Origin of the sequence: Pseudonocardia sp. HH130630-07 (assembly GCF_001698125.1) — a bacterium.
Taxonomy (GTDB): domain Bacteria; phylum Actinomycetota; class Actinomycetes; order Mycobacteriales; family Pseudonocardiaceae; genus Pseudonocardia.
The window spans coordinates 2,972,287-2,998,277 of record NZ_CP013854.1 but is presented as its reverse complement, the minus strand read 5'-3'; the positions used below and the strand labels follow the sequence as shown (position 1 = coordinate 2,998,277).

Annotated in this window: 24 protein-coding genes; 11 read left to right on the top strand and 13 right to left on the bottom strand. The window is 75.6% G+C overall.

Translation table 11 applies throughout. The features are described 5' to 3' along the window. Positions 1-2: 2 nt before the first annotated feature. Positions 3-1,682 carry a 2-succinyl-5-enolpyruvyl-6-hydroxy-3-cyclohexene-1-carboxylic-acid synthase gene (gene menD, locus AFB00_RS14505; RefSeq protein ID WP_068797678.1) on the bottom strand — a complete coding sequence of 560 codons (1,680 nt, stop codon included), beginning with the start codon at positions 1,680-1,682 and terminating at the stop codon, positions 3-5. Positions 1,683-1,836: 154 nt separating this feature from the next. Then, positions 1,837-2,565 carry a PIG-L deacetylase family protein gene (locus AFB00_RS14500; protein ID WP_068797677.1) on the bottom strand — a complete coding sequence of 243 codons (729 nt, stop codon included), beginning with the start codon at positions 2,563-2,565 and terminating at the stop codon, positions 1,837-1,839. Between the two features lie 107 nt (positions 2,566-2,672). Here AFB00_RS14500 and AFB00_RS14495 point away from each other — a divergent pair, with 107 nt between their 5' ends. From AFB00_RS14495 to AFB00_RS14480, 4 genes are read left to right on the top strand one after another with little or no spacing between them, the layout of a single operon-like run. After that, positions 2,673-3,467, top strand: coding sequence for an ABC transporter permease (locus tag AFB00_RS14495; RefSeq protein ID WP_197519856.1), 795 nt, complete (start codon positions 2,673-2,675; stop codon positions 3,465-3,467). After that, a complete protein-coding gene (locus AFB00_RS14490) occupies positions 3,460-4,272 on the top strand; it encodes an ABC transporter permease (RefSeq protein WP_068797675.1) in 813 nt (270 codons plus the stop codon). The genes AFB00_RS14495 and AFB00_RS14490 overlap by 8 nt, the downstream gene beginning before the upstream one ends. After that, positions 4,269-5,258, top strand: a complete 990-nt coding sequence (locus tag AFB00_RS14485; RefSeq protein ID WP_068797674.1) for an ABC transporter ATP-binding protein — start codon at positions 4,269-4,271, stop codon at positions 5,256-5,258. Before AFB00_RS14490 ends, AFB00_RS14485 begins: the two co-directional genes overlap by 4 nt. 14 nt (positions 5,259-5,272) lie before the next feature. Further along, on the top strand, positions 5,273-6,919 hold the full coding sequence (locus AFB00_RS14480; RefSeq protein WP_068797673.1) for an ABC-F family ATP-binding cassette domain-containing protein: 1,647 nt from the start codon (positions 5,273-5,275) through the stop codon (positions 6,917-6,919). 105 nt (positions 6,920-7,024) lie between these two features. Here the strand turns inward: AFB00_RS14480 and AFB00_RS14475 are convergent, their stop codons facing one another. The 4 genes from AFB00_RS14475 to AFB00_RS14460 all read right to left on the bottom strand — a co-directional run bounded on the left by AFB00_RS14475 (position 7,025) and on the right by AFB00_RS14460 (position 10,614). Beyond that, positions 7,025-7,336 carry an adhesin gene (locus tag AFB00_RS14475; RefSeq protein WP_068800316.1) on the bottom strand — a complete coding sequence of 104 codons (312 nt, stop codon included), beginning with the start codon at positions 7,334-7,336 and terminating at the stop codon, positions 7,025-7,027. A 178-nt stretch (positions 7,337-7,514) separates the two neighbouring features. Then, positions 7,515-8,339: an aldo/keto reductase gene (locus tag AFB00_RS14470; RefSeq protein WP_068797672.1), complete on the bottom strand. Its 825-nt coding sequence runs from the start codon at positions 8,337-8,339 to the stop codon at positions 7,515-7,517. A gap of 79 nt (positions 8,340-8,418) precedes the next feature. Further along, the gene (locus tag AFB00_RS14465) at positions 8,419-9,264 is read right to left on the bottom strand and encodes a patatin-like phospholipase family protein (protein WP_068797671.1); all 846 of its coding nucleotides are present in this window, start codon (positions 9,262-9,264) and stop codon (positions 8,419-8,421) included. 60 nt (positions 9,265-9,324) lie between these two features. After that, positions 9,325-10,614 carry a hydroxyacid-oxoacid transhydrogenase gene (locus AFB00_RS14460; protein ID WP_156819538.1) on the bottom strand — a complete coding sequence of 430 codons (1,290 nt, stop codon included), beginning with the start codon at positions 10,612-10,614 and terminating at the stop codon, positions 9,325-9,327. A gap of 128 nt (positions 10,615-10,742) precedes the next feature. Here AFB00_RS14460 and AFB00_RS14455 point away from each other — a divergent pair, with 128 nt between their 5' ends. From AFB00_RS14455 to AFB00_RS14435, 5 genes are all read left to right on the top strand, one after another. Then, positions 10,743-11,639 (top strand): aminoglycoside phosphotransferase family protein, encoded by an 897-nt coding sequence (locus AFB00_RS14455; protein ID WP_068800315.1) that lies wholly within the window; start codon positions 10,743-10,745, stop codon positions 11,637-11,639. 10 nt (positions 11,640-11,649) lie between these two features. Further along, on the top strand, positions 11,650-12,552 hold the full coding sequence (locus tag AFB00_RS14450) for a 1,4-dihydroxy-2-naphthoyl-CoA synthase (protein ID WP_068797669.1): 903 nt from the start codon (positions 11,650-11,652) through the stop codon (positions 12,550-12,552). Between the two features lie 27 nt (positions 12,553-12,579). Then, a complete protein-coding gene (gene menE, locus AFB00_RS14445; RefSeq protein WP_442965858.1) occupies positions 12,580-13,743 on the top strand; it encodes an o-succinylbenzoate--CoA ligase in 1,164 nt (387 codons plus the stop codon). Positions 13,744-13,997: 254 nt separating this feature from the next. After that, positions 13,998-15,650 (top strand): hypothetical protein, encoded by a 1,653-nt coding sequence (locus AFB00_RS14440; RefSeq protein ID WP_068797668.1) that lies wholly within the window; start codon positions 13,998-14,000, stop codon positions 15,648-15,650. Between the two features lie 48 nt (positions 15,651-15,698). Beyond that, positions 15,699-16,571, top strand: coding sequence for a 1,4-dihydroxy-2-naphthoate polyprenyltransferase (locus AFB00_RS14435; RefSeq protein WP_068797667.1), 873 nt, complete (start codon positions 15,699-15,701; stop codon positions 16,569-16,571). 900 nt (positions 16,572-17,471) lie between these two features. Here AFB00_RS14435 and AFB00_RS14430 read toward each other — a convergent pair. Beyond that, positions 17,472-18,002 (bottom strand): DUF4229 domain-containing protein, encoded by a 531-nt coding sequence (locus AFB00_RS14430; RefSeq protein WP_083276041.1) that lies wholly within the window; start codon positions 18,000-18,002, stop codon positions 17,472-17,474. A gap of 269 nt (positions 18,003-18,271) precedes the next feature. On the opposite strand from AFB00_RS14430, the gene AFB00_RS14425 reads away from it, so the two are divergent. Beyond that, positions 18,272-18,484 carry a BldC family transcriptional regulator gene (locus AFB00_RS14425; RefSeq protein ID WP_068800313.1) on the top strand — a complete coding sequence of 71 codons (213 nt, stop codon included), beginning with the start codon at positions 18,272-18,274 and terminating at the stop codon, positions 18,482-18,484. An 80-nt stretch (positions 18,485-18,564) separates the two neighbouring features. Then, positions 18,565-18,798 (top strand): hypothetical protein, encoded by a 234-nt coding sequence (locus AFB00_RS14420; RefSeq protein WP_068797665.1) that lies wholly within the window; start codon positions 18,565-18,567, stop codon positions 18,796-18,798. A gap of 22 nt (positions 18,799-18,820) precedes the next feature. Here AFB00_RS14420 and AFB00_RS36210 read toward each other — a convergent pair whose 3' ends face one another. The 6 genes from AFB00_RS36210 to AFB00_RS14390 all read right to left on the bottom strand — a co-directional run bounded on the left by AFB00_RS36210 (position 18,821) and on the right by AFB00_RS14390 (position 25,989). Then, entirely contained in the window at positions 18,821-21,118 is a 2,298-nt protein-coding gene (locus AFB00_RS36210) for an AAA family ATPase (protein ID WP_442965857.1), read from the bottom strand. Positions 21,119-21,149: 31 nt separating this feature from the next. Beyond that, the gene (gene ccsB, locus AFB00_RS14410; RefSeq protein WP_068797664.1) at positions 21,150-22,127 is read right to left on the bottom strand and encodes a c-type cytochrome biogenesis protein CcsB; all 978 of its coding nucleotides are present in this window, start codon (positions 22,125-22,127) and stop codon (positions 21,150-21,152) included. Positions 22,128-22,132: 5 nt separating this feature from the next. Then, a complete protein-coding gene (resB, locus tag AFB00_RS14405; protein ID WP_068797663.1) occupies positions 22,133-23,779 on the bottom strand; it encodes a cytochrome c biogenesis protein ResB in 1,647 nt (548 codons plus the stop codon). Continuing rightward, positions 23,780-24,589, bottom strand: a complete 810-nt coding sequence (locus tag AFB00_RS14400; protein WP_068797662.1) for a cytochrome c biogenesis CcdA family protein — start codon at positions 24,587-24,589, stop codon at positions 23,780-23,782. A gap of 144 nt (positions 24,590-24,733) precedes the next feature. Then, on the bottom strand, positions 24,734-25,333 hold the full coding sequence (locus AFB00_RS14395) for a TlpA family protein disulfide reductase (protein ID WP_068797661.1): 600 nt from the start codon (positions 25,331-25,333) through the stop codon (positions 24,734-24,736). Then, positions 25,330-25,989: a histidine phosphatase family protein gene (locus AFB00_RS14390; RefSeq protein ID WP_068797660.1), complete on the bottom strand. Its 660-nt coding sequence runs from the start codon at positions 25,987-25,989 to the stop codon at positions 25,330-25,332. The genes AFB00_RS14395 and AFB00_RS14390 overlap by 4 nt, the downstream gene beginning before the upstream one ends. Positions 25,990-25,991: the final 2 nt, after the last annotated feature.

Below are 25,991 nucleotides of genomic sequence, written 5' to 3'. Positions count from 1 at the left end.
GCTCAGAGCCTGCCGAGTGCCGCCGTGACCGCCCCGCGCAGCGCGGAGTGCGCGTCGCGCAGGCCGGTACGCAGCGCCCGGACCCGCAGCAGCCGGCGGCCGGAACCGGGGTACGCGGCCAGCTCGGCGGGGTCGCCCGACCAGTCCTCCGCCGTCCAGCCCGCGGCCCTGGCCAGCCCGACCAGATCGGCACCGGTCGGGGTGCCGAAGATCCGCTCGAAGGCGTGCGCGTGCTCCGGGCCGCCCTGTTCGAGCAGGTGGAAGATGCCGCCGCCGTCGTCGTCGAGGACGACGGCGGTGAGGTCCGGCGACGGCTCACCGGGCCCGATGACCAGGCCGGTGGTGTCGTGCACCAGGGTCAGGTCGCCCAGCAGCAGCGTGGTGGGCACGCCGCGGGCGAGCGCGGCGCCGACCGCGGTCGACACCGTGCCGTCGATGCCGGCGACGCCCCGGTTCGCGTGCACGGTGAGCCCGGGGCGCGGGGTCGCGGCGAGGGCCACGTCGCGGACCGGGTTCGACGAGCCGAGGACCAGCTGCCCGCCGTCGGGCTGCGCGGCGGTGACGTCGCGGGCCAGCCGCAGCCCGGGGGCGCCGGCCGCGGTGCCGTCGTCGAGCGCGGTGTCCAGCGCCTTGGCCGCGGCGCGGTCGGCGTCGCCCCAGGACCACGTCCAGTCGTCGGGCGGGGTGAGGGCCCGCAGCGCCCCGACCGCGCGGACGGTGCCCGGGACGTCGGTCCACGCCGCGCCGTCCGGACCGGGATCGGCGTACACCGCGACGGCGGGATCGGCCAGCATCGCCGACACCGCGCGGTGCAGGGTCGGCCGGCCGAGCACGACGACCTGCTCCGGGCGCAGCTCGGGATGGTCGAGCAGCCACGGGCCGGTCCGCAGGGCGTGCGGCCACCAGGCCGAGGACGGCTCCGCGACCAGCGGTGCCCCGCCGAGCAGACCGGGATCGGCCGCGGGGCCGCCGCTGCCGGCGATCACCAGCGTCCGGGCGGAGGGGTCCAGCGGCAGCGGGGGCAGGGTGCGGACGGGCCGGGCGACCGCCGTCCACGGTGCACCGTCGTCGCGGCCGCCCGGGATGCCCGGGCCGAGCAGGTCGTGGCCCGGTCCGGTGTCCCCGGCGGTGGGCACCAGCGGCTCGCCGTAGGGCAGGTCCAGGTGCACCGGGCCGGGTGCGCCGGCACCGGCACCGGTCGCCGCGGCCAGCGCCCTGGCCACCGAGGACCGCCAGCGCCGCACCTCGGTACCGGTGACCGCGGTCGGCACCGCGAGCGACCCGGACCAGCGCACGGCCGGCCCGAACAGCTCGCGCTGGCTGATCGTCTGGCTCGCGCCGGTGCCGACCAGGTCCGGTGGCCGGTCCGCGGTCAGCGCGACCAGGCCGATACCGGCGTGCGCGGCCTCGAGGACGGCCGGGTGCAGGTTCGCGACGGCCGTGCCCGACGTCACCACCACCGGGACCGGGCGCCCCGACGCCAGCGCCAGGCCGAGCGCGAGGAAGCCCGCGGTGCGCTCGTCGATCCGCACGTGCAACCGGAGCAGGCCGAGCATCTCGGCGCGGGCCAGCGCGAACGCCGGCGGCGCGTTGCGCGATCCCGGGCAGAGCACCGCGTCGGTGACACCGGCGCGGACGAGCTCGTCCACGAGAACGCGTGCCTGAGCGGTGGAGCCGTTCACGGAATCAACCCTAGGTAGCGGTGGTGGTGGGGCCGGGGCGGCGCCGGGACGCGCCTCTCCCGGCGGCGCGCGACGCGCCCGGCCGGGGTACCGGGCGGCTCTCGACGGTACCCCGAACCCGCCCGGACGGGCTGTGACGCCGGTCGGGCGCCGGTCAGACCCGCAGGTACTCGAACGGTACGGCGGCGCGGGCGCCCGGCATCCGGGCGGCGGCCTCGACCGCCCAGGTCCGGACGAACGCGGGGTCGGCCATCGGCCCGTCCAGCGCGGCCAGGTACGCCCGGTGCGCGCGCAGCGAGGCGACGGCCGCGTCCAGCCGGTCGGAGACGTCCACCGCGTGCCGGGCCCGCGGCGAGGCCGCCGCCGCGATCCCCCGCACCCCGTCCCAGCGCGGGCCGGCGTCCGGGAACAGCCACCGGTTGGCCGCGTCCCGCACGGCGTCGACGACGGCCCGCCCCACCGCGACGTGGTCGGCGTGGTTGGGCTCGGCGCCCTCCTCGTCCCAGGAGTCCCGGAAGTTCCCGGTGACGACGAGCTGCGGCCGGTGCCGGCGCACCGCGGTCGCGATGTCGCGGCGGAGCCCGACCGAGTACTCGACGAGCCCGTCCGGGTGGTCGAGGAACTCGACGCTGTCGACCGGGTCGACCCCGACGACCGCGCAGGCGGCCCGCTGCTCGGCCTCCCGGATCCGGGCGCACTCCGCGGGCGGGACCGTGTCGATACCGGCCTCGCCCCTGGTCACCAGCAGGTAGGTCACCTGCCGGCCCTGTGCGGTCCAGCGGGCGACCGCGCCGGACCCGCCGGACTCCATGTCGTCGGGATGGGCGACGACCACCAGCACGCGGTCGGCGTCCTCGGGCAGCGGCAGGTAGTCCTCGGTCACCGGTCCAGTCTCCGGCGAAAACGAGGTGCGGCGCACCGCGGGGTGCCGGGTAGTGTCGTCCGGCTGTGGCGACGATCATGTACCGACGGCGCCGGTGGTCGTCACCGGTGCGGGTCTTCGCGCGCCTGCTGACGGCCGGCTTCCGGCAGCGGTCGGCCTACCTGGGCGCGGCCTGGGGCAGGCTGGCCGCCAACGCGACCTTCGGCTTCCTCAAGGCCGGGATCCTGGGGGCCACCGTCGTCGCGGCGGGTGGCTCGGTGGGCGGCTACGACCTCGCGCAGATGATGGCCTTCGTCTGGCTCGGCCAGGGCCTGCTCGGCGCGGTCGACCTCAACGGCACCGACACCCTCGCCCGGCGGATCCGCACCGGGGACGTGGCGGTCGACTTCGCCCGGCCGCTGGACCTGCAGCTGTCCCGGCTCGCGAGCTTCCTGGGCGAGCGCCTGTTCAGCCTGATCCCGCGCGGGCTGCCCAGCATCGCGATCGGGCTGGCCCTCACCCCGATGACGCTGCCGCTCGCCGCCGGGCCCTACCTGCTCGGCGCCGTCGCGCTGGTGCTCGGGATGGCGCTGTCGTTCGCCGTGGTCTACCTGGTGCAGGTCCTGGCGTTCTGGCTGGTCGAGGTGCGCGGGCTGCAGGTCCTCTACATGTCCTTCGCCGGCTTCTTCAGCGGCCTGTTCGTGCCGGTCGGGTTGTTCCCCGGCTGGCTGCAGGGGGTGGCCGCGGCCACGCCGTTCCCGTCGATGCTCATGACGACGATCGAGATCGTCTCCGGCCGGGTCACCGGGTCCGGCGCGCTCGGCCTGGTCGCGGTGCAGGTCTGCTGGCTGGCCGGGGCGCTGGCCGCCGGGCAGGTGCTGACCCGGCAGGGCCGTTCCCGGCTGGAGATCCAGGGTGGCTGAGGCCCGCGGCCCGCTGGCGCCGTACCGGGCGGTGCTGGCGTCGCGCGTCCGGGCCCAGACCGCGTACCGGGTGTCGTTCGCGACCGACCTGGCCGGGACCGGACTGGTCAGCCTGGTCGAGCTGGCCGAGATCTGGGTGCTGTTCCACAACGTCCCGGCGCTGGGCAGGCTGACGTTCCCGGCCGTCCTGCTGGTGTTCGGGCTGGCCGAGCTGACGTTCGCGACGGCCGACCTGCTCGTCGGGCACCTGGACAACCTGCCGACCTACCTGCGCGAGGGCACCCTCGACGTCTTCCACCTGCGGCCGCAGCCGTTGCTCGCCCAGCTGGCGACCAGCGACATCGCCCTGCGCAGGCTCACCCGGATCCTGTTCGGCGCCGGGGCCGTGGTCGCGGCGCTGGTGGTGAACGACGTCGAGCTGGACGCCCGCGCGGTCGCCGTGCTGCTCGTCGCCGTGCCCAGCGGGATCGCGATCTACACCGCGATGTTCGTGTGGGCGGGCGGGGCGCAGTTCTTCCTCGTGCACGCCGCGGAGACCACGAACGCGTTCACCTACGGCGGCCGCTACGCCGGGAGCCAGCCGGCGAGCGTCTGGCCCGGACCGGCCCGGGTGGTGTTCGGGTTCCTGTTCCCGGTGGCGTTCACCGGCTACCTGCCGGCGTTGCTGCTGCTCGGCCTGCCGGGCCCGGACTGGCTGCCGACCTGGCTCGGCTGGTGCGCCCCGGTGGCCGCGCTGTGGATGTGGATGTTCGCGCTGGGCACCTGGCGGCTCGGCGTCCGGCACTACCAGGGAGCGGGTGGATGAACCGACCGATCATCGAGACCGACGGTCTGACCCGGACGTTCGTCCGCCGGGTCCGGGAGGGGCGGCGGCTGCTGCGGACCCGGGTCGACGTCCCGGCCGTCGTGGACCTGGACCTGCGGATCGACGCCGGCGAGGCCGTCGGGTACATCGGCGCGAACGGCGCCGGGAAGTCCACGACGATCAAGATGCTGGTCGGGATCCTGGTGCCGACCGCGGGGACCGTCCGGACCTGCGGCCGCGAGCCGGTCGCCGGGCGCCGCGCGGTCGCCAGGGAGGTCGGCGTGGTGTTCGGGCAGCGGTCGCAGCTGTGGTGGGACCTGCCGGTGCGCGACTCGCTGTCCATCCTGGCCGCCGTGCACCGGCTCGGTCCCGCCGACGAGCGGAGCCGCACCGCGGAGCTGGTCGAGACCCTCGACCTCGGGGAGTTCCTCGCCGCGCCGGTCCGGCAGCTCTCGCTCGGCCAGCGGATGCGCGCCGAGCTGGCCGCCGCCCTGATGCACCGGCCCCGCCTGGTGATCCTCGACGAGCCGACGATCGGGCTCGACGTGCTGTCCAAGCAGCGGCTGCACGAGTTCCTGATCGGCGAGCGCGCCCGGCACGGCACCACGCTGCTGCTGACCACGCACGACATGGACGACGTCGAACGGCTCTGCGACCGGGTGCTGGTGCTCGACCGCGGCCGGACGCTCTACGACGGCGCGCTGTCCGGGCTGTCCCGCACGGTCCGGGCGGAGCGGGTGCTCACCGTCGACCTGGAACGGCCGGCGGCCGACCTCACCGGCGTCACCGACACCCGGCACGTCGACAGCGAGGCGGACGGCCTGCGCCAGCGGCTCGCGTTCGACCCCGACCGGACCACCGCGGCCCGGGTGCTGGCCGAGATCGGGGCCCGGGCCGACGTGCGGGACCTCTCGATCTCCGAGCCCGACATCACCGACGTCGTGCGCCGCATCCACGCCCGCGAGCGGGAGCGGGCCACCGGGTAGCGTCTGCGACCGAGATGAGCGCAACCCTGCACGTGACGGGCCTGGCCGCGGGCCACGGCGACCGCCCCCTGTTCTCCGGGCTCGACCTGGTCGTCGCCGCCGGGGACGTGGTCGGGCTGGTCGGCGCCAACGGCGCCGGGAAGTCCACCCTGCTCTCGGTCCTCGCCGGGTCCCGGGTCCCCGACGCCGGGTCGCTGACCCTCGCCCCGCCCACCGCGACGGTGGGGCACCTGCCCCAGGAGCCGGACCGCCGGCCCGGTGAGACCGTGGCGGGCTTCCTCGCCCGGCGGACCGGCGTCACCGAGGCCCAGTCCACGATGGACACCGCGGCCGAGGACCTGGCGTCCGGGGCGGGCGGGGCCGACGACCGCTACGCCACCGCGCTCGACCGCTGGCTGGCGCTCGGCGGGGCCGATCTCGAGGAGCGGACCGGCGAGGCGCTGCGCGAGGTCGGGCTGACGGTCGGGCCGGACGCGCTGATGACCGGGCTGTCCGGCGGCCAGGCCGCCCGGGCGAACCTCGCCGCGCTGCTGCTGTCCCGCTACGACGTGCTGCTGCTCGACGAGCCGACCAACGATCTCGACCTGGCCGGGCTGGAGCGCCTCGAACGCCTCGTCACCGGGCTGGCCCGCCAGGGCACGCCGACCGTGCTGGTCAGCCACGACCGGGAGTTCCTCGCCCGCACGGTGAACCGGATCGTCGAGCTGGATTTCGCCCAGCAGCAGGTCCGGGTGCACGACGGCGGCTACGAGGCCTACCTGACCGAGCGCGAGGTGGCGCGCCGGCACGCCCGCGAGGACTACGAGGAGTACGCCGACAAGCTGTCGTCGCTGCACCAGCGCGCCGTGATGCAGCGGAACTGGATGGCCCAGGGCGTCCGCAACGCCCGCCGGAAGACGAAGGACCCGGACAAGAACGTCCGGGCCCAGCGCGCCGAGTCCAGTGAGAAGCAGGCCGCGAAGGCCCGGCAGACCGAGCGCGCGATCGAGCGGCTGGACGTGGTGGAGGAGCCCCGCAAGGAGTGGGAGCTGCGGATGACGATCGCGTCCGCACCCCGGTCGGGTTCCGTCGTGGCCCGGGCGGACGCGGCCGTGGTGCGCCGCGGTGACTTCGTCCTCGGCCCGGTGACGGTGCAGCTGGGCTGGGCGGACCGGGTCGTGGTGACGGGTGCGAACGGCGCCGGGAAGTCGACCCTGCTGGGGCTGCTGCTCGGCCGGATCCCTCCGGACGCCGGTGCGGCCGGGCCCGGCTCGGGCGTCGTGGTCGGGGAGATCGACCAGGCCCGCAACGCCTTCCTCGGGGAGCAGACGCTGCTGCGGGCGTTCTCCGAGCAGGTCCCGGACCAGCCGGAGGCCGAGGTCCGCACGCTGCTGGCGAAGTACGCGCTCGGCGCCGACCAGGTGCTGCGCACCGCGGCGTCGCTGTCACCGGGCGAGCGGACCCGGGCCGGCCTGGCCCTGCTGCAGGCCCGCGGGGTCAACCTGCTGGTGCTCGACGAGCCGACCAACCACCTCGACCTGCCCGCGATCGAGCAGCTGGAGCAGGCCCTGGACGCGTTCGCCGGGACGGTCCTGCTGGTCACCCACGACCGCCGGATGCTGGACACGGTCCGCTCCACCCGCCGCTGGACCCTCGCCTCCGGCACCCTCACCGAACACTGAGCCCGCCCGCCCCGCCCCGCCCCGCCCCCGAACGCACTCATGGAGCTTCAGCCCGGCGATACCGGGCCGAAGCTCCATGAGTGGGTCGAGCGGGGTGGTGCGGGGTCAGGACTCGTCCGGCTCCTCGGTCTGCGCGACGATCGCGAAGCGCAGTTCCTCCTCGCCGCCCTCGGTGGTGACCGGCTGCACGTCGAGGACCTTGTCGTCCAGGATCTGCGCCGCGGTCGGCTCCAGGAAGACGGTGATGCCCTCCCCGCGCAGGACGGTGTCGGAGTCGTCGGCCGTCTGGGCGAGCGCGAGCTCGAGGCCCTGCGCCGGGTCCGGCGCGGTGATGCGCAGGCCCCCGTCGTCGGGCAGCTCGGCGTCGGTGCTCAGGGTCTTGATCGCCTCGGCGGCGTTCTCGGTGATCGCCAACATCGTCCCCACCGTACGGACGCCGGCGATCACGTCCACCGCGGGACCGGAGAACGATCACGATCGGGGGCTCCGTGACGCCGTGCCCTCCGGGAAAGCGGTGAGTGACCCGCGTCACCACCCCCCGAACGGGCGATGCCCGGCACCCCGAGGGGATGCCGGGCACCCCGACGGCGCGCGCTCAGCCGAAGTCGTCGGGATCCGGGCCGATCCGCTTGCCGGTGTGCAGCTTCTCGATCGAGGCGATGTCGTCCTCGCTCAGGGAGAAGTCGAAGATCTCGAAGTTCTCCTTGATCCGCTCCGGGTTGTTCGACTTCGGGAACACGATGTTCCCGAGCTGGACGTGCCAGCGGAGCACGACCTGCGCGGCGGACCGGTCGTACTTCTCGGCCAGCTCGGTCAGCTCCGGGGCGTCGAGCAGGCCCTTGCCCTGGCCGATCGGGCTCCACGCCTCGGTCGCGATGCCGTGCTGCTGGTGGTACTCGCGCAGCTCACGCTGGACCAGGTTCGGGTGGAACTCGATCTGGTTGACCGCGGGCACCGTCGAGGTCTCCCTGGCGAGCCGGTCCAGGTGCGCGACCTGGAAGTTCGAGACGCCGATCGAGCGGACCTTGCCCGCCTGCTTCGCGTCCTCGAGGCCCTGCCAGGTCTCGACGTAGCGGTCCTCGGCCGGCCGCGGCCAGTGGATCAGGTAGAGGTCGACGTGGTCGAGGCCGAGCCGGGACAGGCTGCCGTCGAGCCAGGACACGGCGTCGGCCCGGCTGTGGCCGGGGTTGTCCAGCTTGGTCGTGACCCACAGCTCGTCGCGCGGGATGCCGGAGTCGGCGATGGCCTTCCCGACGGCCTCCTCGTTGCCGTACATCTGCGCGGTGTCGATGTGCCGGTAGCCCACGTCGAAGGCCGCCTGCACCTTGTCCGCGGTGTGGCCCGGCTCGATCTGGAAGACGCCGAACCCGAGCTGGGGGATCTCGCGGCCGTCGTTCAGCTTGATGGTGGGGACAGACATGACCGGGGTCTACCCCGGTCCGCACCGCCGCATGCCTCGGCGTGGGATGGGCCTCGACCGGGAATAGCGCCGGGACGGCTCAGCGCCAGACCCTGGCGACCTCCGCCGCGACGGCCGCCGACTGGGCCCGGCCGGCCCGGGCCGCGCCGGGACGGCGGGCGGGATCGAGCACGTTGCGCCCGAAGGCCCGGCGCGACCGCCGGTCCGGCTCGACGAACGCCACCCTCCCCAGCGCGCCGAGCGCCTCGGCCTGCACCCGGGGCGGGACGGCCGAGCCGAGACCACCGCTCATCGGCGCGAGGACGACGACCCGCCCGTACCCGGCGGCGAGATCGGCGTTCGCCATGGACCGCACCCCACCGTCGATCCAGCGGGTGCCGGCGGCCGACACCGGCGGCCACACCCCGGGGACGGCGCAGCTGGCGGCGACCGCCGTGGCGAGCGGCACCCCGTCGTCGCGGGTGAACACCCGGAAGTCGCCGGTGTGCGCGTCGACCGCGGTGATCCGCAGCTCCCGATCGGTGGGCCAGTCCGCGCCGCCGAGCCGGGCGCCGATCGTGGCGAGCCGGTCGGACTCGGGCACCGTGCCGGTGGCCAGCGCCATCCGCCCGATCCGGGCGCGGACCCGGCGCGCGTCCCGGGGGCCGGCCAGCGCGGCGATCCCGTAGCGGGCCGCGAGCCGCAGCCCGAGGTGCGCGGCGATCTCCCCCTCGGGCGGGGTGAGCTGGGCGGCCAGCAACGCCTGGACGTCCCGGCCGGCGGCCACGTTCGCCCCCACCGCGGACCCCGCCGAGGTACCGACGACGAGGTCGGCCCCGGTCAGGTCGATCCCGTCCGCCGCGAGCCCCGCGAGCAGCCCGTACATCCAGGCGATGCCGGTCTGCCCGCCCCCGCCCAGGACCAGTGCCCGCCGGTGCTCGCCCATCGTGCCTCCCCGCTCGCCGTGCCGGTCACCTCCACAGTGCCCGAGATCGGCTGCGGCGGGTCACCAGTTCTGCACGGACCGGGTGAGGATCCCGGCGATGTCGTCCTCGGTCGGGGTGTGCGGGCAGGTCGCGAGCAGCCGCTGCTGCTTCATCGTGCCGGGGACCAGGTCCGCGACGTCGGACTCGGAGTAGCCGACCCCGCCGATGCCGTTCGGGATCCCGATGTCGCGCATCAGGCCGACGAGCACCGACGGGAGCTGCTCGCGCTCGTCGCGCTGCGCCTCGGCGCCCGGGTCCATCAGCTCCGCCGCCCGCAGGTGCCGCTGCGGGGCGGAGTCGAAGGTGAACCGGAACGCTTCCGGTGCGGTCAGCGACACGGCCATGCCGTGCGGGACCAGCGGCTCGTCCTGCGGGTAGCCGGACGGTGTGAAGTCCCGGACCATCCCGGCGATCGGGTAGGCGTTGGCGTGCGGGATGTGCACGCCGGAGTTGCCGAAGCCCATCCCGGCGAACGTCGCGGCCATCATCATGTCCGTGCGGGCGTCGATGTCGTCGGCGCCGTGGTGCACCGCGGTGCGGAAGGACCGGGCGAGCAGCGTCATCGCCTTCTCGCACCACAGGTCCGACACCGGGTTCGACCCGCAGTAGGTGACCCGCTGCTCGGGCGACTTCCGCTCGTAGGTCGCGTACCAGCGCGCGGTGTAGGACTCCAGCGCGTGGCAGACGATGTCCATCCCGGACGCCGCGGTGACCTCCGGCGGCAGCGACAGCGACACCAGCGGGTCGACGACGGCCAGTGCGGGCCGCAGCCGCCAGTGGCTGATCCCCGTCTTGACCTTCATCGACAGGATGTCCAGCACGCACATCGCGGTGGACTCCGAGCCGGTGCCGGCCGTCGTCGGGACGGCGACCAGCGGGGCCAGCGGGCCGTCCGGGGCCTTCGCCGCACCGATCGGCGCGTTCACGTAGTCCATGAGCTCGCCGGGGCCCGAGGTGAGCAGGTTGATCGCCTTGGCGGTGTCGATCGCGGACCCGCCGCCGACGGCGACGAAGCCGTCCCACGGCCCCTGTGCGCGGGCGTACTCGGTGGCCTTGACCAGCGAGTCGTCGGTCGGCTCGACGTGCACGTCGTCGAAGACCTCCGCGGTGATCCCGGCCGCGTGCAGGGACTCGGCGATCCGGTCCGCGACCCCGGTCCGGCGCACCCCCCGGTCGGTGACGACGAGCACCCGGGTCGAGCCGTAGGCGGTCATCTCGAAGCCGATCTCGTCGACCGCCCCGGCGCCGAACTTCAGCGGCGGCGCGCCCCAGGTGAAGATCTTCTCCTCGGTACCGGCGGGCTGCGACACGGGTGCCTCCAGGGTGCGGCGCTGCGGGGTCCTCGTGGTGAGTCTGGCCGGGTCCGGATCGGCCCGCGACCGGACCGCGGCGCGGAAACCCGTTGCCCCCGTCCGGCGCCACCGCCAGGTTCGACGCCGTGACCGGATCCCTGCGCGACGACCTGCACCCGACCGTGTCCCGGACCTGGGGCGCCGCCGGCGTCGCCTGGCTGTCCGCGCTGGACCCGCTGCTCGACGGCCTGGCCACCGAGCTGGACCTGGAGATCGGCCGGGCGCTGCCCCAGTCCTTCCACGCCGTACGGGCTGTGACCTGCGCCGACGGCACCCCCGCCGTGCTCAAGGCCGGTGTCCCGGACGGCCATCTCGACGCCGAGATCGCCGCCCTGCGCGCCTTCGACGGCCGCGGTGCCGTGCGCCTGCTGTGGGCCGACCCGGGGCGCGGCGCGCTGCTGCTCGAACGCGCCGACCCCGGCCACGAGATCGTCACGCTGCCCGACGACGAGGCGGTCGGCGTGCTCGGCGGCCTGCTGCACGAGCTGCACCGGGCCCCGCTGCCGGCGGCCGGGCCGGAGCACGTCCGGGCCGAGCAGGCCGCGTTCGAGGACCACCTGGCCCGCTTCCCGGGCGCCGGCCCGCTCCCCCGGCGGCTGGTGACGACGGCGGCCGGGCTGTGGCGCGAGCTGTGCGACTCCGCACCGCGCGAGGTACTGCTGCACGGCGACCTGCACCACCACAACGTCCTGGCCGCCACCCGGGAGCCGTGGCTGGCGATCGACCCGCACGGCCGCGTCGGGGACCCCGGCTACGACTGCGGCCAGGTGCTCTACAACCCGCTCGACACCGATCCCGCCGTGCTCGCCGACCGGGCCCCGGGCCGGATCGAGCGGCTCGCCGACGCCGTCGGCGTCGACCACGACCGGGCCACGGCGTGGGGGTTCGCGGTGTGCGTGCTGTCCGAGGTCTGGTGCGCGCAGGACGGCCCGATCGACGGCACCGCCCTCGCGGTCGCCGAGCGGCTGGCGCCCGGACTCTAGGCTGCGGATCATGGGAGTCTCCGAGACCTTCGATCCGCAGGCGTGGCAGCCGGTGGAGGGCTTCGCCTTCCGCGACATCACCTACCACCGGGCGGTCGACACCGGGGCGGTGCGGATCGCGTTCGACCGGCCCGAGGTCCTCAACGCCTTCCGGCCCGGCACCGTCGACGAGCTGTTCACCGCGCTGGAGCACGCCCGCACCAGCTCCGACGTCGGTGCGGTGCTGCTGACCGGGAACGGGCCGTCGCCCAAGGACGGCAAGCGCGCCTTCTGCTCCGGCGGCGACCAGCGCATCCGCGGCCGCTCGGGCTACCAGTACGCCTCCGGCGAGACCGCCGAGACGGTGGACCGCGGCCGGGCCGGGCGCCTGCACATCCTGGAGTGCCAGCGGCTGATCCGGTTCATACCCAAGGTCGTGATCGCCGTCGTCAACGGGTGGGCCGCCGGCGGCGGGCACTCCCTGCACGCGGTCGCCGACCTGACCCTCGCCTCCGCCGAGCACGCCCGGTTCAAGCAGACCGACGCCGACGTCGGCTCGTTCGACGGCGGTTACGGCTCGGCCTACCTGGCCAAGCAGGTCGGGCAGAAGTTCGCCCGGGAGATCTTCTTCCTCGGCCGGACCTACACCGCCGAGCAGATGCACCACATGGGCGCGGTCAACGAGGTGGTGCCGCACGCCGAGCTGGAGGCCACCGCCCTGCAGTGGGCGAGGGAGATCAACGGGAAGTCCCCGCAGGCCCAGCGGATGCTCAAGTACGCGTTCAACCTGACCGACGACGGCCTGGTCGGCCAGCAGCTCTTCGCCGGTGAGGCGACCCGGCTGGCCTACCTGACCGACGAGGCCGTCGAGGGCCGGGACTCGTTCCTGGAGAAGCGCGCGCCGGACTGGTCGGCGTTCCCCTGGCACTACTGAGTCACCACCGGGTGGCAGGCTGGGTCCATGGACGTGCGGGTGCTCGGGGTCGACGGCTCGCCGGAGTCGGTGACCCGGCTGACCGGGGCACTGGGCGCCGCGCTCGAGGGCACCGGACCGGCCGTGCTGCCGGTGCGGGCCCGTCCCGGCGCCGAGCCGCCGCCGCCCGCCCCGGTCGCCGCCGGGCCGCTGCCGGACGGGCTCGCCGCCGTCGTCGCCACCTCGGGGTCGACCGGCGACGCGAAGTACGTCGGGCTGACCGCGGACGCGTTGCGCGCCTCCGCCGCGGCGACCCACGACCGGCTGGGCGGGCCGGGTGCGTGGCTGCTGGCCCTGCCCGCCGAGCACGTCGCCGGGCTGCAGGTGCTGTCCCGGGCGCTGCTCGCCGGCACCGGCCCGGTCGTGCAGGACGTCCGTGACGGGTTCCGGCCCGCCGACCTCGCCCGGGCCACCGGCCGGATGCGGCACGGGGGCCGCCGCTACACCAGCCTCGTCCCGACCCAGCTGGCCCGGGTGCTCGACCACGGGTCGGCCCCGCTGCACGCGCTCGCCGGCTACGACGCCGTCCTCGTCGGGGGCTCCGCGCTCGATCCGGAGCTGCGCACCCGGGCCGAGGCGGCCGGGATCCGGGTGGTCGCGACCTACGGGATGAGCGAGACCTGCGGGGGCTGCGTGTACGACGGCGCCCCGCTGGACGGCGTCCGGGTCTCGATCGAGCCGGGGTCCGGACGGATCGTGCTCGACGGCCCGGTGCTCGCCACCGGCTACCTGGGCGCACCCGGCGACACGGCCGCGGCGTTCGGACCGGCCGGGTTCCGGACCAGCGACCTCGGCACCGTCGCCCCGGACGGCACGCTGACCGTGCTGGGCCGGGCCGACGACGTGATCAACACCGGCGGCGTGAAGGTCGCCCCGGCCGCCGTCGAGCGGGCGCTCCGGTCCGTGCCCGGCGTCCGCGGGGCCTGCGTCGTCGGCCTCCCCGACGACGAGTGGGGCCAGATCGTCGCCGCCCTGGTCGTCGCCGGTCCGGGCGGCGGACCGGACGACACGGCGCTGCGGGACGCGGTCCGCGCGGCCTGCGGCCGGGCCGCGGTGCCGCGGGTGCTCGGCCGGGCCCCGGCCGTCCCCGAGCACGGGATCGGCAAGCCCGACCGGCGCGCGGTCGCGGCGCTGCTCACGGCCGCGCACTGAGCCACGACCGACGGGTCCCACCCCCGCGCACCGGTCGCACAGCGCGACCGGTTCGTCGCGGCCCGCGAGATCGGCGCCACCCGGATCAGTGACGGTCGATGGCACTCCTTGGAGTTGGTTCACGCAGTGTTCGTTGCGCACCACCGGCACATCGAGTTTGCTACGACCACTGACGACCCAAAATCCACACATTCCACACAGACCTCACGGATCACGGGCGTCACACGGGCCACAGCAATCAGCGGGGGTAGTCCATGCGCAGGATCACGCGGGCCGGGCTGCGGAGCGTCGGCCTGCTCGCCGCGACCGGCGTGCTGTGCGCAGCGGCCGTGGCACCGGCCGTCGCGGACGAGCCGGGGACGACCTGGCAACCGGACCTGAGCACGGGCAGCGGCACCGGCGTCGCCGTCGACGGGGCCGGGGCGCGGTTCGACCCGGCCACCGCGGTGGGCGCGCCGGTCGAGGACGGCGGCGACGCCGAGGCGTCCGCGGACCCGGCCGGGGTCGTCCCGACCGGGCTGCTGACCCTGGAGCCCCGCACCCTCGACGCCCCCACCCGCGAGGTCGGCACCGCGCTCGCGGCCGACACCCCGGACGGCTCGTCGGCGACCCTGGACGTGCGCGGGCGCAAGGCGAACGGCAGCTGGAGCGAGTGGATCCCCGCCACCGACGACCGGGTCGCGCTCCCGGAGGCCGTGCGGGAGGTGCAGGGCCGGCTGGTCCTGACCGCGACCGGGCAGGCCGCGCCGACGGTCCGCGAGGTCACGCTCAGCGCCGCGCCGGCCGCGGGGAGCGAGGCCGACGGCCCGGTCGCCGAGGCCGCCCCGCTCAGCTACTCGGTGTTCGCCACGCGCGAGGGCCTGGAGGGCGGGACGACCGCGAACGGCCACGTCATCGCCCCGCGCGACCGGTTCGTCGCGCTCCCGTCCCGCAGGGCGCTCTCCCCGCAGGGCGAGACGGGCTACTCGGTGAAGGTGTGCGCCCCGAACGGGCGCTGCGCCGTCGCGCCGGTCTGGGACATCGGCCCGTGGAACACCAAGGACGACTACTGGAACCCGTCCGCCGAGCGGGAGATGTGGAAAGACCTCCCGCAGGGCCTGCCGCAGGCCGCCGCCGCGTTCCACGACAAGCACAACGGCGGCAAGGACCAGTTCGGCCGCACCCCGGCCAACCCCGCCGGGATCGACCTCGGCGACGGCCTCTTCTGGGACGCGCTCGGTCTGAAGGACAACAGCCAGGTGCAGGTGGACTACCTGTGGACGGGCTCGCAGAAGCTGTCCGCGGTCCGCGCCGAGGGCGCGGCCGACGTGCAGATCCTCGCCGAGCCGAAGGCCGGTGCCGCGTCGGTGGGCATCGCCGTCGACACGACCCAGGTGCCGGTGCTCTGCACGGTCGGCGACTTCGCCCGGATCGACGACGGCCAGTACCTGCCGGTCTCGGCGCTGGGGCAGCTGCCCGCGGACGTGTCCGGCTGCGCGGCACCGGGCGCACCGGATCCGGCCGACCCGGCTCCGGCCCCGGGGGCCCCGGCCACCGGGTCCACCGGTACACCGGCCGCACCGTCCGGGGATCCGTCCGGCCCGGCCGCCTCCCCCGGCGACCCGGCCGCCTCCTCCGCCGGCCCCGGGCCGACCGCCGGTGGCCCGACGCCGCCGTCCGGGGGACCCGGCGCACCGACCGGCGGCGATCCGGCCGCTGGTCCCGCCACGGGCCCGGCGGCCACGCCGACCGATCCCGGCCGGGCCGCAGCGGGCGCACCCCCGGCGACCGGCAGCACCGGTGGCGTTCCCGCCGCCGGCGAGGCCGGCGGAGCACCTGCCGCACCCGTCCCGGCCCCGGCAGGTGGGGAGCAGCAGGCCGCCACGCTCCCGCAGTCGGCACTGCGCGCCCCGTCCGGGGGCCGCTGAGACCAGGGCCACCCGGCCCCGGCGGGTGCGACGACTAGATTCGTCGGCGTGGCCACCACGGCAGAGTGGATCGAGGGCGCGCGTCCGCGCACCCTGCCCACCGCTATCTCCCCCGTCCTCGTCGGCACCGGTGCGGCGATCGGCGCCGGTGCCGTCGCCCCTAGACCGGCGCTGCTCGCGCTCGTCGTGGCCGTCGCCATGGTCGTGGGGGTGAACTTCGCCAACGACTACTCCGACGGCATCCGCGGCACCGACGACGACCGCGTCGGCCCGCAGCGGCTCGTCGGCTCCCGGGCCGCCGACCCGGCGACCGTCCGCACGGCGGCGTTCGCGTGTTTCGGGATCGCGGCCGTGGCCGGGATCGCCCTCACCGCGGTCTCCGGGCAGTGGTGGCTGATCGCCGTCGGGGCGCTGTGCATCGTCGGTGCCTGGTTCTACACCGGCGGCGCCCGCCCCTACGGCTACGCCGGCCTCGGCGAGGTCGCGGTGTTCGTCTTCTTCGGGCCGGTCGCGGTGCTGGGGACGACCCTCACCCAGGCCGGCTCGGTCGATGCCGCCACCGTGGGCGCCTCCGTCGCCGCCGGCCTGCTGACCTGCGCGGTCCTGGTCGCCAACAACCTGCGCGACATCCCCGGCGACCGTGTCGTCGGCAAGCGGACGCTCGCCGTGCGCCTGGGCGACCGGGGCACCAGGGGGCTGTACGTCCTCACGGCGCTGGGACCGTTCGTGCTCGCGCTCGGCGCGGCGTTCGACCGGCCGGGGCTGCTCGTCACGCTGCTCGCGCTCCCCGCCGCACTGCGCCCGGTGCGCACGGTGCTCGGCGGGGCGCGGGGCCCGGAGCTGATCCCGGTGCTGCGCGACACCGGCCTGCTGCTGCTGGCCTGGGCCGTCGCCATCGCGATCGGCCTGGCCATCGGCTGACCCACCGTCCGGCGTCCGCCCACCGTCGACCGGACCCGGTCCCGCCACCTCCACCGGCGCGCCCCGCCCCCGGCATGCCACGCCAGGCTCCGCGCCCCACGCCCGGGCTACGCGTCCCTCGCCCGGGCTCCGCACGCCACGCCGGGCTCCGCGCGCCACGCCCGGTTCCGCGTCTCTCGCCCGGGCTCCGCATGCCGCGCCGGGGCCCGCGCCCCTCGCCCAGGCTCCGCGCGCCGCACCCGGGCTCCGCGCGCCGCACCCGGGCTTTGCGTGCCGCGCCCGGGCTCTGCGTGCCGCGCCCCGCGCCCGAGGTGCGGCGCGCCGGAGCAGGACGCGCCACCGGTGTGCGGGTGCGCGACCGGAGCCACCGGACGGAAGTGGCCGCCGGGCGTGCGCACGGGACGCCGCCGGCAGGATCCGTCCGGGTCCGGGTCCGGGTCCGGGTCGGGTCGCCGGCGCCGAGATGCACGTGCACAGGGCGCCGAGGGCGTGTCCGGCCCGCTGCGCTGCATCTCGGCGCGGCGAGCCGCGGGACGGGCCCGGCGAGCGACCCCGGCACCCGGGGCGCGCCGCTGCCGATCCGCGGTCCTGCCGCACCCCGGCACAACTGCGGCACCCCGGTTCGGCGTGCCACACCCGCCGCGTGGGATGCGGCACGCCGAACCACGGTGCACCGGCTGGCGGCCGTAGCGGCAGGCCGGCGGAGCCCGGCCACGCCGGAGCACCCTGATCTGCCCGAATCAGCCCGGCCTGCGTGAAAGCACGCCGGCCGAGACCGGCGCGCCCCGGCCCACTCGGCGCGCACGAACCCGACGTGTCGCACCGCACGCGCCGGGTGCGGCACGCCGAAAGGGAGTGCGCCGACGCCCGGCGGCCCGGCGGCAGTCGACTCCCGGTCGGTCAGGAGCGGTCGGTCGGGGCCGCGCCGTCGGTGGCGCGCTCCTCGCCGCCGGGGCGCCCACCGGGCGCGGGCAGTACGTCGTCCGTGGTCTCGTCGCTCCGCGCCGGTTCGGGCCCGGCTGCCGACCGGGGCTCACCGGCCCCGGCACCGTCCGGTCGGTCCACCACGGGCTCCGGCGCGACAGCGCCGGCCGGGGCCTCCGGGGCGTCCGGGGCGTCCGGGGCCGCGTCGCCGCGCAGCTGGGCGCGCAGGGACTCGCGTTCCGCGGAACGCCGGGCCGTCGACACCGCGATCGCCCGGTCCAGCCGCCCCCGCAGCCCGCGGAACAGGACCATCGACAGCGGCAGCGCGACGATCAGCCCGATCAGCACGGCCAGCAGCAGCGGCACCCCCGCGACCGCCAGCACCAGCGCGACGACCAGCACCAGGCCGAGCCGGGCGAGGGTGTACAGCGCCACCGTCGCGGCCAGTCCGGGCTCGGCGGCGCGGGCCCGCGCGGCGGTCCGGGACGACGGGGACGGAGACGTCATGCCGTCCAGGGTACGGTCCCCGACGGGCACCCCTCGCGGCCGATCCGGTCGGCCCGGCCACGGTCGTCGTACCGGCCGATCCTCCCGTGGTGTCCGGTTCGCCCATTTCACCGGCTTTGCCCTTTAAGAACCCTTTACCTCCCGACAACCGTTCGAGTACCTGGGGTCTGAGGTGTCACGATGGCCCGGAACACCAAGCGGTGCCCGATCGGCGGCCACGCCGGCGCACACCGTCCGACGGCATCACGCTGCACTTCCGGGAGGACTCCATGGCAGCTCCGACGCAGGCCCCCGAGCGACTGCTGACCCCGGGCGAGGTGGCCACGCTCTTCCGCGTCGACCCCAAGACCGTCACCCGCTGGGCGTCCGCGGGGCGCATCGGCTCGATCCGCACCCCGGGCGGCCACCGCCGCTTCCGCGAGTCCGAGGTCCGCGGCCTGCTGGCCGACCTCACCAGTGAGGCCAGCGCCGGTCTCCGCTGACATCGCACCCATCGGGTGAACCCTCGGCTTCACTCGGACATCAGGCCACCTTCGCTACGCTGGACAGCGGAGGTGGCCTGATGTTCTTGTTCCTGATTCTCCTGCTGGGTGCGGCCGTCGTCGCCGTGCTGCTGGTCCGGACCCTGCGCTCCGAGCAGGTCGCGGCCGACCGGCCCCCGCGTACCGACTTCCCGTGGACGCCGGGCGCCCGGCCCGAGCGCCCGCGCGCCACCGGGCCGGACGACGACCCGGACTTCCTTCGTCAGCTGGACGAGAAGGTCCGTAACGAGGAGGACCCGCCCGAGCGGCCCTGACCGGAGCGGGCTCGCGGCACGGTCAGACCGGGAAACCGTCCGCCACGGCGGCCGCGAGCTCCAGCAGGGCGATCCGGGTCGGCTCCTCGAGCCGGTCCAGGTCGATCTCCGCCCCCTCCTCCAGGTGCGGGTCGAACGGCAGCCGCACCACGGCCCGGCAGCGGCCGGCGAAGTGCTCGGCCACCCGGTCCAGGTCGACGCCGCCGCCGGCCCGCCGGTACACCGAGTTGATGACGACGACGGCGTTGCGGACCAGCGCGCCGTACCCGTGCGCGTCCAGCCAGTCCAGCGTCGCCGAGGCGCTGCGGGCCCCGTCGATGGATCCCGACGAGACGATGACGATCTGGTCCGCCATCCCCAGCACCCCGTACATCGCGGAGTGCATCAGGCCGGTACCGCAGTCGGTCAGCACCAGGTTGTAGAAGTGCTCCAGCAGGTCGACCGCACGGCGGTAGTCCTCCTCGCTGAACGCCTCCGACACCGCCGGGTCCTGCTCGCTCGCGAGCACCTCGAGCCGGGACACCCCCTGCGAGGTGTAGGCGCGGACGTCGGAGTAGCGCCGGACCTTGTCCGCGTCGCGCAGCAGGTGCCGGACCGTCGCCGTCGTCTCCAGCGGGATCTTCTGGCTGAGCGTGCCGCGGTCCGGGTTCGCGTCCACGGCGACGACCCGGTCCCCGCGGTGCGCGGCGAAGGTCGAGCCCAGCGTGGCCGTCACCGTGGTCTTGCCGACCCCGCCCTTGAGGCTGAGCATGGCGATCTTGTGCGAGCTGACGAGCGGCCGGTTCAGCCGCGAGACCAGGTCCCGCCGGTGCAGCTCGGCCGGGCTCTCGCCCGGGTCCACCAGCCCCCCGGTCAGCAGGTGCACCCACCGGCGCCAGCCGCTCGCCGGCGGGCGGCTGGCGCGCGCGCTCCGCGAGGGCGTGAGGTCCAGGCCGCCGTGCTTCCCGTCGCTGCCCCTGCGGTGCTGCGCGGCACGTGCCTCCACCGCCTCGGGCGCGGTCCAGCGCGGGCGCCGGGGTGCGGGCTCCGGATCGGGACGGGCCTGCTCGGCCGCCCGCGGCCGGGACCGCGACGCCCGCTCGGAGGCATCCCGTTCGGCGGCGTCGCGGTCCCAGGAGGTCCGCCACGGCCGGTCCGCGGCCGGGCGGCCGGTCCGCGCGGGACCGTCGGTGCGCCCGTGCCCCGCCGCCGGACGCGGCGCGTCCCCGGGCCGGACCGTGCCGGCCGCCTCGGCGGGACGGGTCCGGTCGGCCGGCGCGTCACCGCTCCGGACCGTGTCGGCCGGACGGGCCCCGTGGGCCGGGCCGGTCCCGTCGGCCCCGCCGGTCCCGTCCGCCGGCCGGGCACCATCGGCCGGGCCGGTCCGGTCAGCCGAGCTGGTCCGGTCCGCCGGGCTGGTCCCGTCCGCCGAGCCGGACCCGTCCGCCTGCCTGGCCCCATCGGCCGGGCGGGGTCCGTCGGCCGGGCGGGACGGCGACGCGCCACGGACCGCGGCGGCCGTCCGGACCGTCGGCTCCTCGTCGGAGTGCGCCGCCCCGGCGGGCCGGGCCGGGCCGGTGGGCGCGGGGCCGTCCGGAGACACCCCGGCCCGCTCGGCGGGACCGTCGTCGCCGGACACCGGGGTGCCGGGGTCGTCGTACGGCACGGAGCGGGAGTCCGGACCGCCGCCGATCGGCGTCGTGCGCTCGCCGGGGCCGGACGCACCGTCCCCGTACGGCTGCGGGTCGGCCGGATCGGGACGGCGCCAGATCACCTCACCGTCCGGGTCGTCCGGGTACTCCTCGGACGGCGTGCCCCACCACGACTCCGGATCGCCCCCACCGGAGCGGTAGAGGCCGGTGTCGTCGGGGCCGTGGTCACCGGGACCGTGGTCGCCGGGGCGTGGATCGGGCTCGGCGGCCCGGTGCCGCCCGTCGTCGGAACCCTCCGGGGACGGCGGCAGCTCCGCGCGGGTCTCCCCGGCCGCGCGCACCGCCGAGAGGTCCAGGCCGTGCGGCGGGGTGCGGGGATCGATCTCGTCGACCAGCTCGTCGTCGACCTCGGGCAGTTCGCTGCCCCACGCCGAACCGGACGGCGGCGTCTGGGTGCCCACCCCGGCCCGCCCCGGTGCCGGTGCGGACGCGGCACGCTCCGCGGCCGAGGGCGGCGGGCGCTCACCCCGTGCCGGTGCCGCGGGCCCGGCCGCCGGTGCCGGGTCCTCACCACCGGTCCGGCGACGGCGGCCGAAGGACCGGCCGGCGTTGTCCGCCGCGCTCCAGCGCTCGCGCACGTAGCGGCCCACGGATCCGTCGGGCTGCTCGCCGGCACCGTTCTCACTCACGGGGTTCGACGTTAGCCGGGCATCCGGCCGGTCAGAACCCCGCGTACGAGTGGAGACCCGCCACCACCATGTTGATGAAGAAGAGGTTGAACACCAGAGTGACGAAGCCGATGGTGTTGATCCAGGCCGCCCGCGACGAGCGCCAGCCCGACGTCGCGCGCGCGTGCAGGTAGGCGGCGTAGAGCAACCAGGAGATGAACGCGACCGTCTCCTTGGGGTCCCAGCCCCATGACCTGCTCCAAGCGGTCTCCGCCCAGACCGCGCCGCTGATGATCCCGAAGGTGTAGATCGGGAACGCGATCACCGTCACCCGGTAGGCCAGCCGGTCCAGCGCCTCGGCCGACGGCAGCCGCAGCGCCAGACCCGCCGGACGGCCGCCGCGGCGGAGGATGAACAGCACGCTCGCGACGCCCGGGATCAGCAGCAGCCCGGAGCCGATCGTGATCGTTGTCACGTGGATGACGATCCAGTACGACTGCAGCGCCGGGAGCACCGGAGCGGCCTCGATGTACAGCACGGTGCCGGTGACGAACATCAGCAGCATGATCGGCGTCAGGACGAACACGCCGGCCGGCCGCAGCGCCGGGTGCCGGCGCAGCAGCACCAGCCACGCGACGACCGACATCAGGCACAGCGCCGAGGTGAACTCGTACATGTTGCCCAGCGGCCAGCGGTAGGCCGACAGCCCGCGCAGCACGATCGACCCGACGTGGGTCAGCACCGCGAGGATCATCAGCGCGACGCCGATCCGGCCGCTGCGGTCGGACCGCGTGCGGCCGCCGTCGTCGGCCGGTTCGTCCGGGGTGTCCTCCGGGGTGTCGGCGACCGCGACCGACGACTCCCCGGCCGCGGGCTCCGCGGCGACGGCGGCGGGCTCGCGGCGGGCCGCCTTCGTCATCCGGATCGCCGCGTACTCCAGCGTGGTGAACACCAGCGCCAGCAGCAGCACGAAGAGCGTGGCCTGGAACAGCCGGTCGCTCCACTGCGACAGCACGGGATCGACGAGCATCGCGGTCAACCGTCCTTCTTCGTCGTGGTCTCGAGCAGGTCCTCGGCGATCCGGTCGAACTCGTCGCCGTAGCCCGCCCGGTCGGTCCGGGCGAGCCCGCCCACCTCCACCCGGGAGGTTCCGTCCGCGGCACCCGGCCGCACCCGCACCCAGATGCGGCGCCGCTTGATCGTCAGCGACAGGGTCAGGCCGGCCAGCATGACCAGGGCCGACACCAGCAGCCAGGACTGCGAGGGGTCGTGCCCGACCAGCAGGTTCACCCACGGGGTGACGCCGTCGAACCGGACCGTGGTCCCGTCCGGCAGACGCACGGTGCCGCCGATGCCGATCCGGTCGGTGGCGACGGTCCGCAGGTCGCCGTCGTCGATCTTCTGCTGGTCGACGGTGAAGATCGACTGGCCGCGGCCGTCGTCGATGCCCAGGTCGCCCAGCATGATGTTCACGTCGGCGGTCGGCGCCCGCAGGTCCGGGTGCACCGACGCGAGCCGGCCCTCGGGGTCGATCGCACCGGTCGGGGCGAACGTCCCGGTCACCGCGATCTGGGTGGTGCGCCGCACGTCGGCGTCGGTGACGCCGGGCCGCTCGAACTTGGTGGCGCCCTCGGAGAGCTGGGTGCCGCCCTGGTCCACCGGCCGCCACTGCACCTCGCCGGTGCGGCTCTGGCCGTCCGGCCAGGTCACGGTGAACTCCGGCGCGTAGCCGTAGCCGGTCAGGTAGACCCGGTCGCCGTCGGTGCGCAGCGGCTCGTTGACACCGATCCGGTACGGCCGCCAGTCCGTGACGCCGTTCTCCAGGTCGGCGCCCGTCTGGTAGCCGATGTCGGCCTCGAACGCCGACGGCTGGCCGTTCGGCAGCCACTGGCCGTCGAACCGGTCGACGCGCACGCAGAACTCGTTGAGGTCGGTGCCGTCGACCTGCAGGCCGGCGTTGAACGAGTCGTAGCCCAGGATCGAGCTGTTGCAGAACTCGCTGCCGTCCGCCCGGACGATGACGTCGCCGTCGTAGCGGTAGAGGGTGCTGGCCGCGACGGCCAGCAGGATCGCGATCAGGCTGAAGTGGAAGACCAGGTTGCCGGTCTCGCGCAGGTAGCCGCGCTCGGCGGAGATCGAGCGGGAGCCGTCCGCCGCGGTGTGCTCGGCCCGGCGCCAGCCGCGCAGCAGGGTCCGGGCCCGGTCCAGGACGGCGTCCGGCGCCGCGGGCAGGTCGCCCTCGGCGTGGTGCGGCAACCGGGCCAGGTTCCGCGGCGTCGCGACCGGCGGCTGGCGCATCCCGCGCCAGTACTCCATCGAACGCGGCAGCACGCAGCCGACCAGCGAGAGCATGAGCAGCAGGTAGATCGCGGCGAACCACGGGCTCTTGAAGACCTCGAACCCGCCGATCGCCTCGACGACCGGTGCGATCGTCGGGTTGTCGGCGTAGAAGTCGTCCACCAGCGACGCGTTGAGCGACCGCTGCGGCAGCAGCGCGCCCGGCACCGCGGCCACCGCCAGCAGGAACAGCAGCACCAGCGCGGTGCGCATGCTGGTCAGGCCGCGCCAGGTGTTGCGGCCGAACGCGAGCAGCCGGCGCAGCGGGCCCTGGCGACGCGCCGGTGGCTCGCCGTCCGGTGAGGTCACGGACGGCTGCGTGGGGGCGGTGGGCGGGGAGCTCATCTAGATCGGCGGGGTGAACCCGGAGATCGACACCTGCAACGCCACGAGCCAGCGGCCCCACAGGCCGGACACCAGCAGCAGCCCGACCGCGACCAGGAGCACGCCGCCGGCGATCTGGATCGCCCTGGTGTGCCGGCGCAGCCAGCCCAGCGCGGACACCGCGCGGGTGGCGCCGAGCGCGATGAGGACGAACGGGATCCCGAGGCCCGCGCAGTAGGCCAGGATCAGCACGATCCCGCGGGCCGAACCGCCGCCGGTCCCGGCCGCGACCGCGACGACGCCGGCCAGCGTCGGCCCGATGCACGGGACCCAGCCCAGCCCGAACACCGCGCCGAGCAGCGGGGCACCGGCCAGCCCGGCCCGCGGCGTCCAGTGCGCGCGGTACTCGCGCTGCAGCGCCGGGATGAGCCCGGCGAACGCCAGCCCCATCACGATCATCACGACGCCGCCGAGCCGCTGCAGCAACGCCTCGTTGTCGATCAGCAGGTCGGACAGCTGGACGACGCCGACCATGATCACGCCGAAGACGACGGTGAAGCCCGCCACGAACAGCAGCGCCGCCCCCGCGACCCGCCAGCGCCCGTCGGCCCGGCGGGTCCTGGTGGCGGTGCGGACCCCGGCCCGCTCGGCCGCCTCGGCCGGGGTCACCGGCGGGGGCTGCGCGCCGACCAGCCCGGCCAGGTACGCCAGGTAGCCGGGGACCAGCGGGACCACGCACGGCGAGGCGAAGCTGACCAGCCCGGCGAGCACCGAGACACCCGCTGCGAGCAGCAGCGGGCCCGATATCGCCAGGGCGGTCGTGGGGTCCATCGGCATCCAGGGTAGAAGCCCCGCACGCTGCAACGACGAGCGGGTTCTACACGCTGTAGGAAATTCGACCCCGCAGCTCGTCCTCGGACCTCACAGCCGCCGCCGGGCCTGCGGGGACGGTGCACGGGCTGCGAGGTCAGGGGATCAGGGGCCGGGCGCCTGCGGCGCGGGCTCCGCGGCCAGCTTCGTGATCAGCGGGAGCAGGTCCGAGCTGCCGACCGGGACCAGGAACACCGCGGCCACCCTGGCCTGCCGGTCGAGCACCAGCGTCGACGGGACGACGTTGCGCGGGTAGCCGTCGAGCCGGGCCAGCGTGCGGCCGGAGAAGTCGTAGATCGAGTCGTAGGTCAGGCCCCGGTCGGTGGCGAAGTCCAGGGCCGCCTGCCGGTCGTCCTTCACGTCGATCCCGAGCACCACGGCGTCGTCGGCGGCCGCCTCCGCGACCGCCTGCAGCTCGGGGGCCTCGGTGCGGCACGGGCCGCACCAGGAGCCCCAGATGTTGACGACCCGCACCTTGCCCGGGAAGTCCGCCAGCCCGACCTCGGTGCCGGGCCGCAGCAGGCTCTCCCCGCGCAGGTCGGTGATCGGCTGGCGGCTCTCCGGCGGGTCGTAGGTGATCCGGGTCTGGCCACCGGGCGCGACGAAGCGGAACTCCTGCGGGCCGGACCCGACGGCGTCCTTGCCGACGCCGCACCCCCCGAGGAGCACCAGCACGGCCAGCAGCGGCAGCAGGAGCCGTCTCATGCCCCGGTCACCATCGCCCCGCTCGGGCCGGCCGGCTCCGCGTAACGGACCGCGGTGATCCGGGACCCGGTGAACTCGACGCTGGTCAGCGACGCGAGCGCGCACTGCCGGTGGCGCGGGTCGTGCCACAGCCGCTGCCCGAGCAGGTAGCGGCGCAGGGTCCAGATCGGCAGCTGGTGGGACACGCAGACGATCTCGCGCCCGGGGGCGGTCGCGCGCGCCGCGGACACCGCACCGAGCATCCGGTGCGCGATCCGCAGGTACGGCTCGCCCCAGGACGGGGTGAACGGGTCGCGCAGCAACCGCCACGCCCACGGATGGCGCAGCGCGCCGTCCCCGACGGCGAAGCTCTTGCCCTCGAACAGGTTGCCGGACTCGATCAGCCCGTCGTCGGTGCCGATGTCGCAACCGTGCGCGTCGGCGATCGGCCGGGCGGTCTCCTGCGCGCGCTGCAGCGGGGAGGCCACGACGGCGGCGACGTCGGCGTCCCCGAGGTACGCGGCGACCGTCTTCGCCTGGGCCTGCCCGTGCTCGGACAGCCGGTAGCCGGGCAGCCGGCCGTAGAGCAGCTTCTCCGGGTTGTGCACCTCACCGTGGCGCAGCAGGTGCACCACGGTCCGCGGGCCGTGCGCGTCGGGGCTGGTCCGGTCCCCCACGG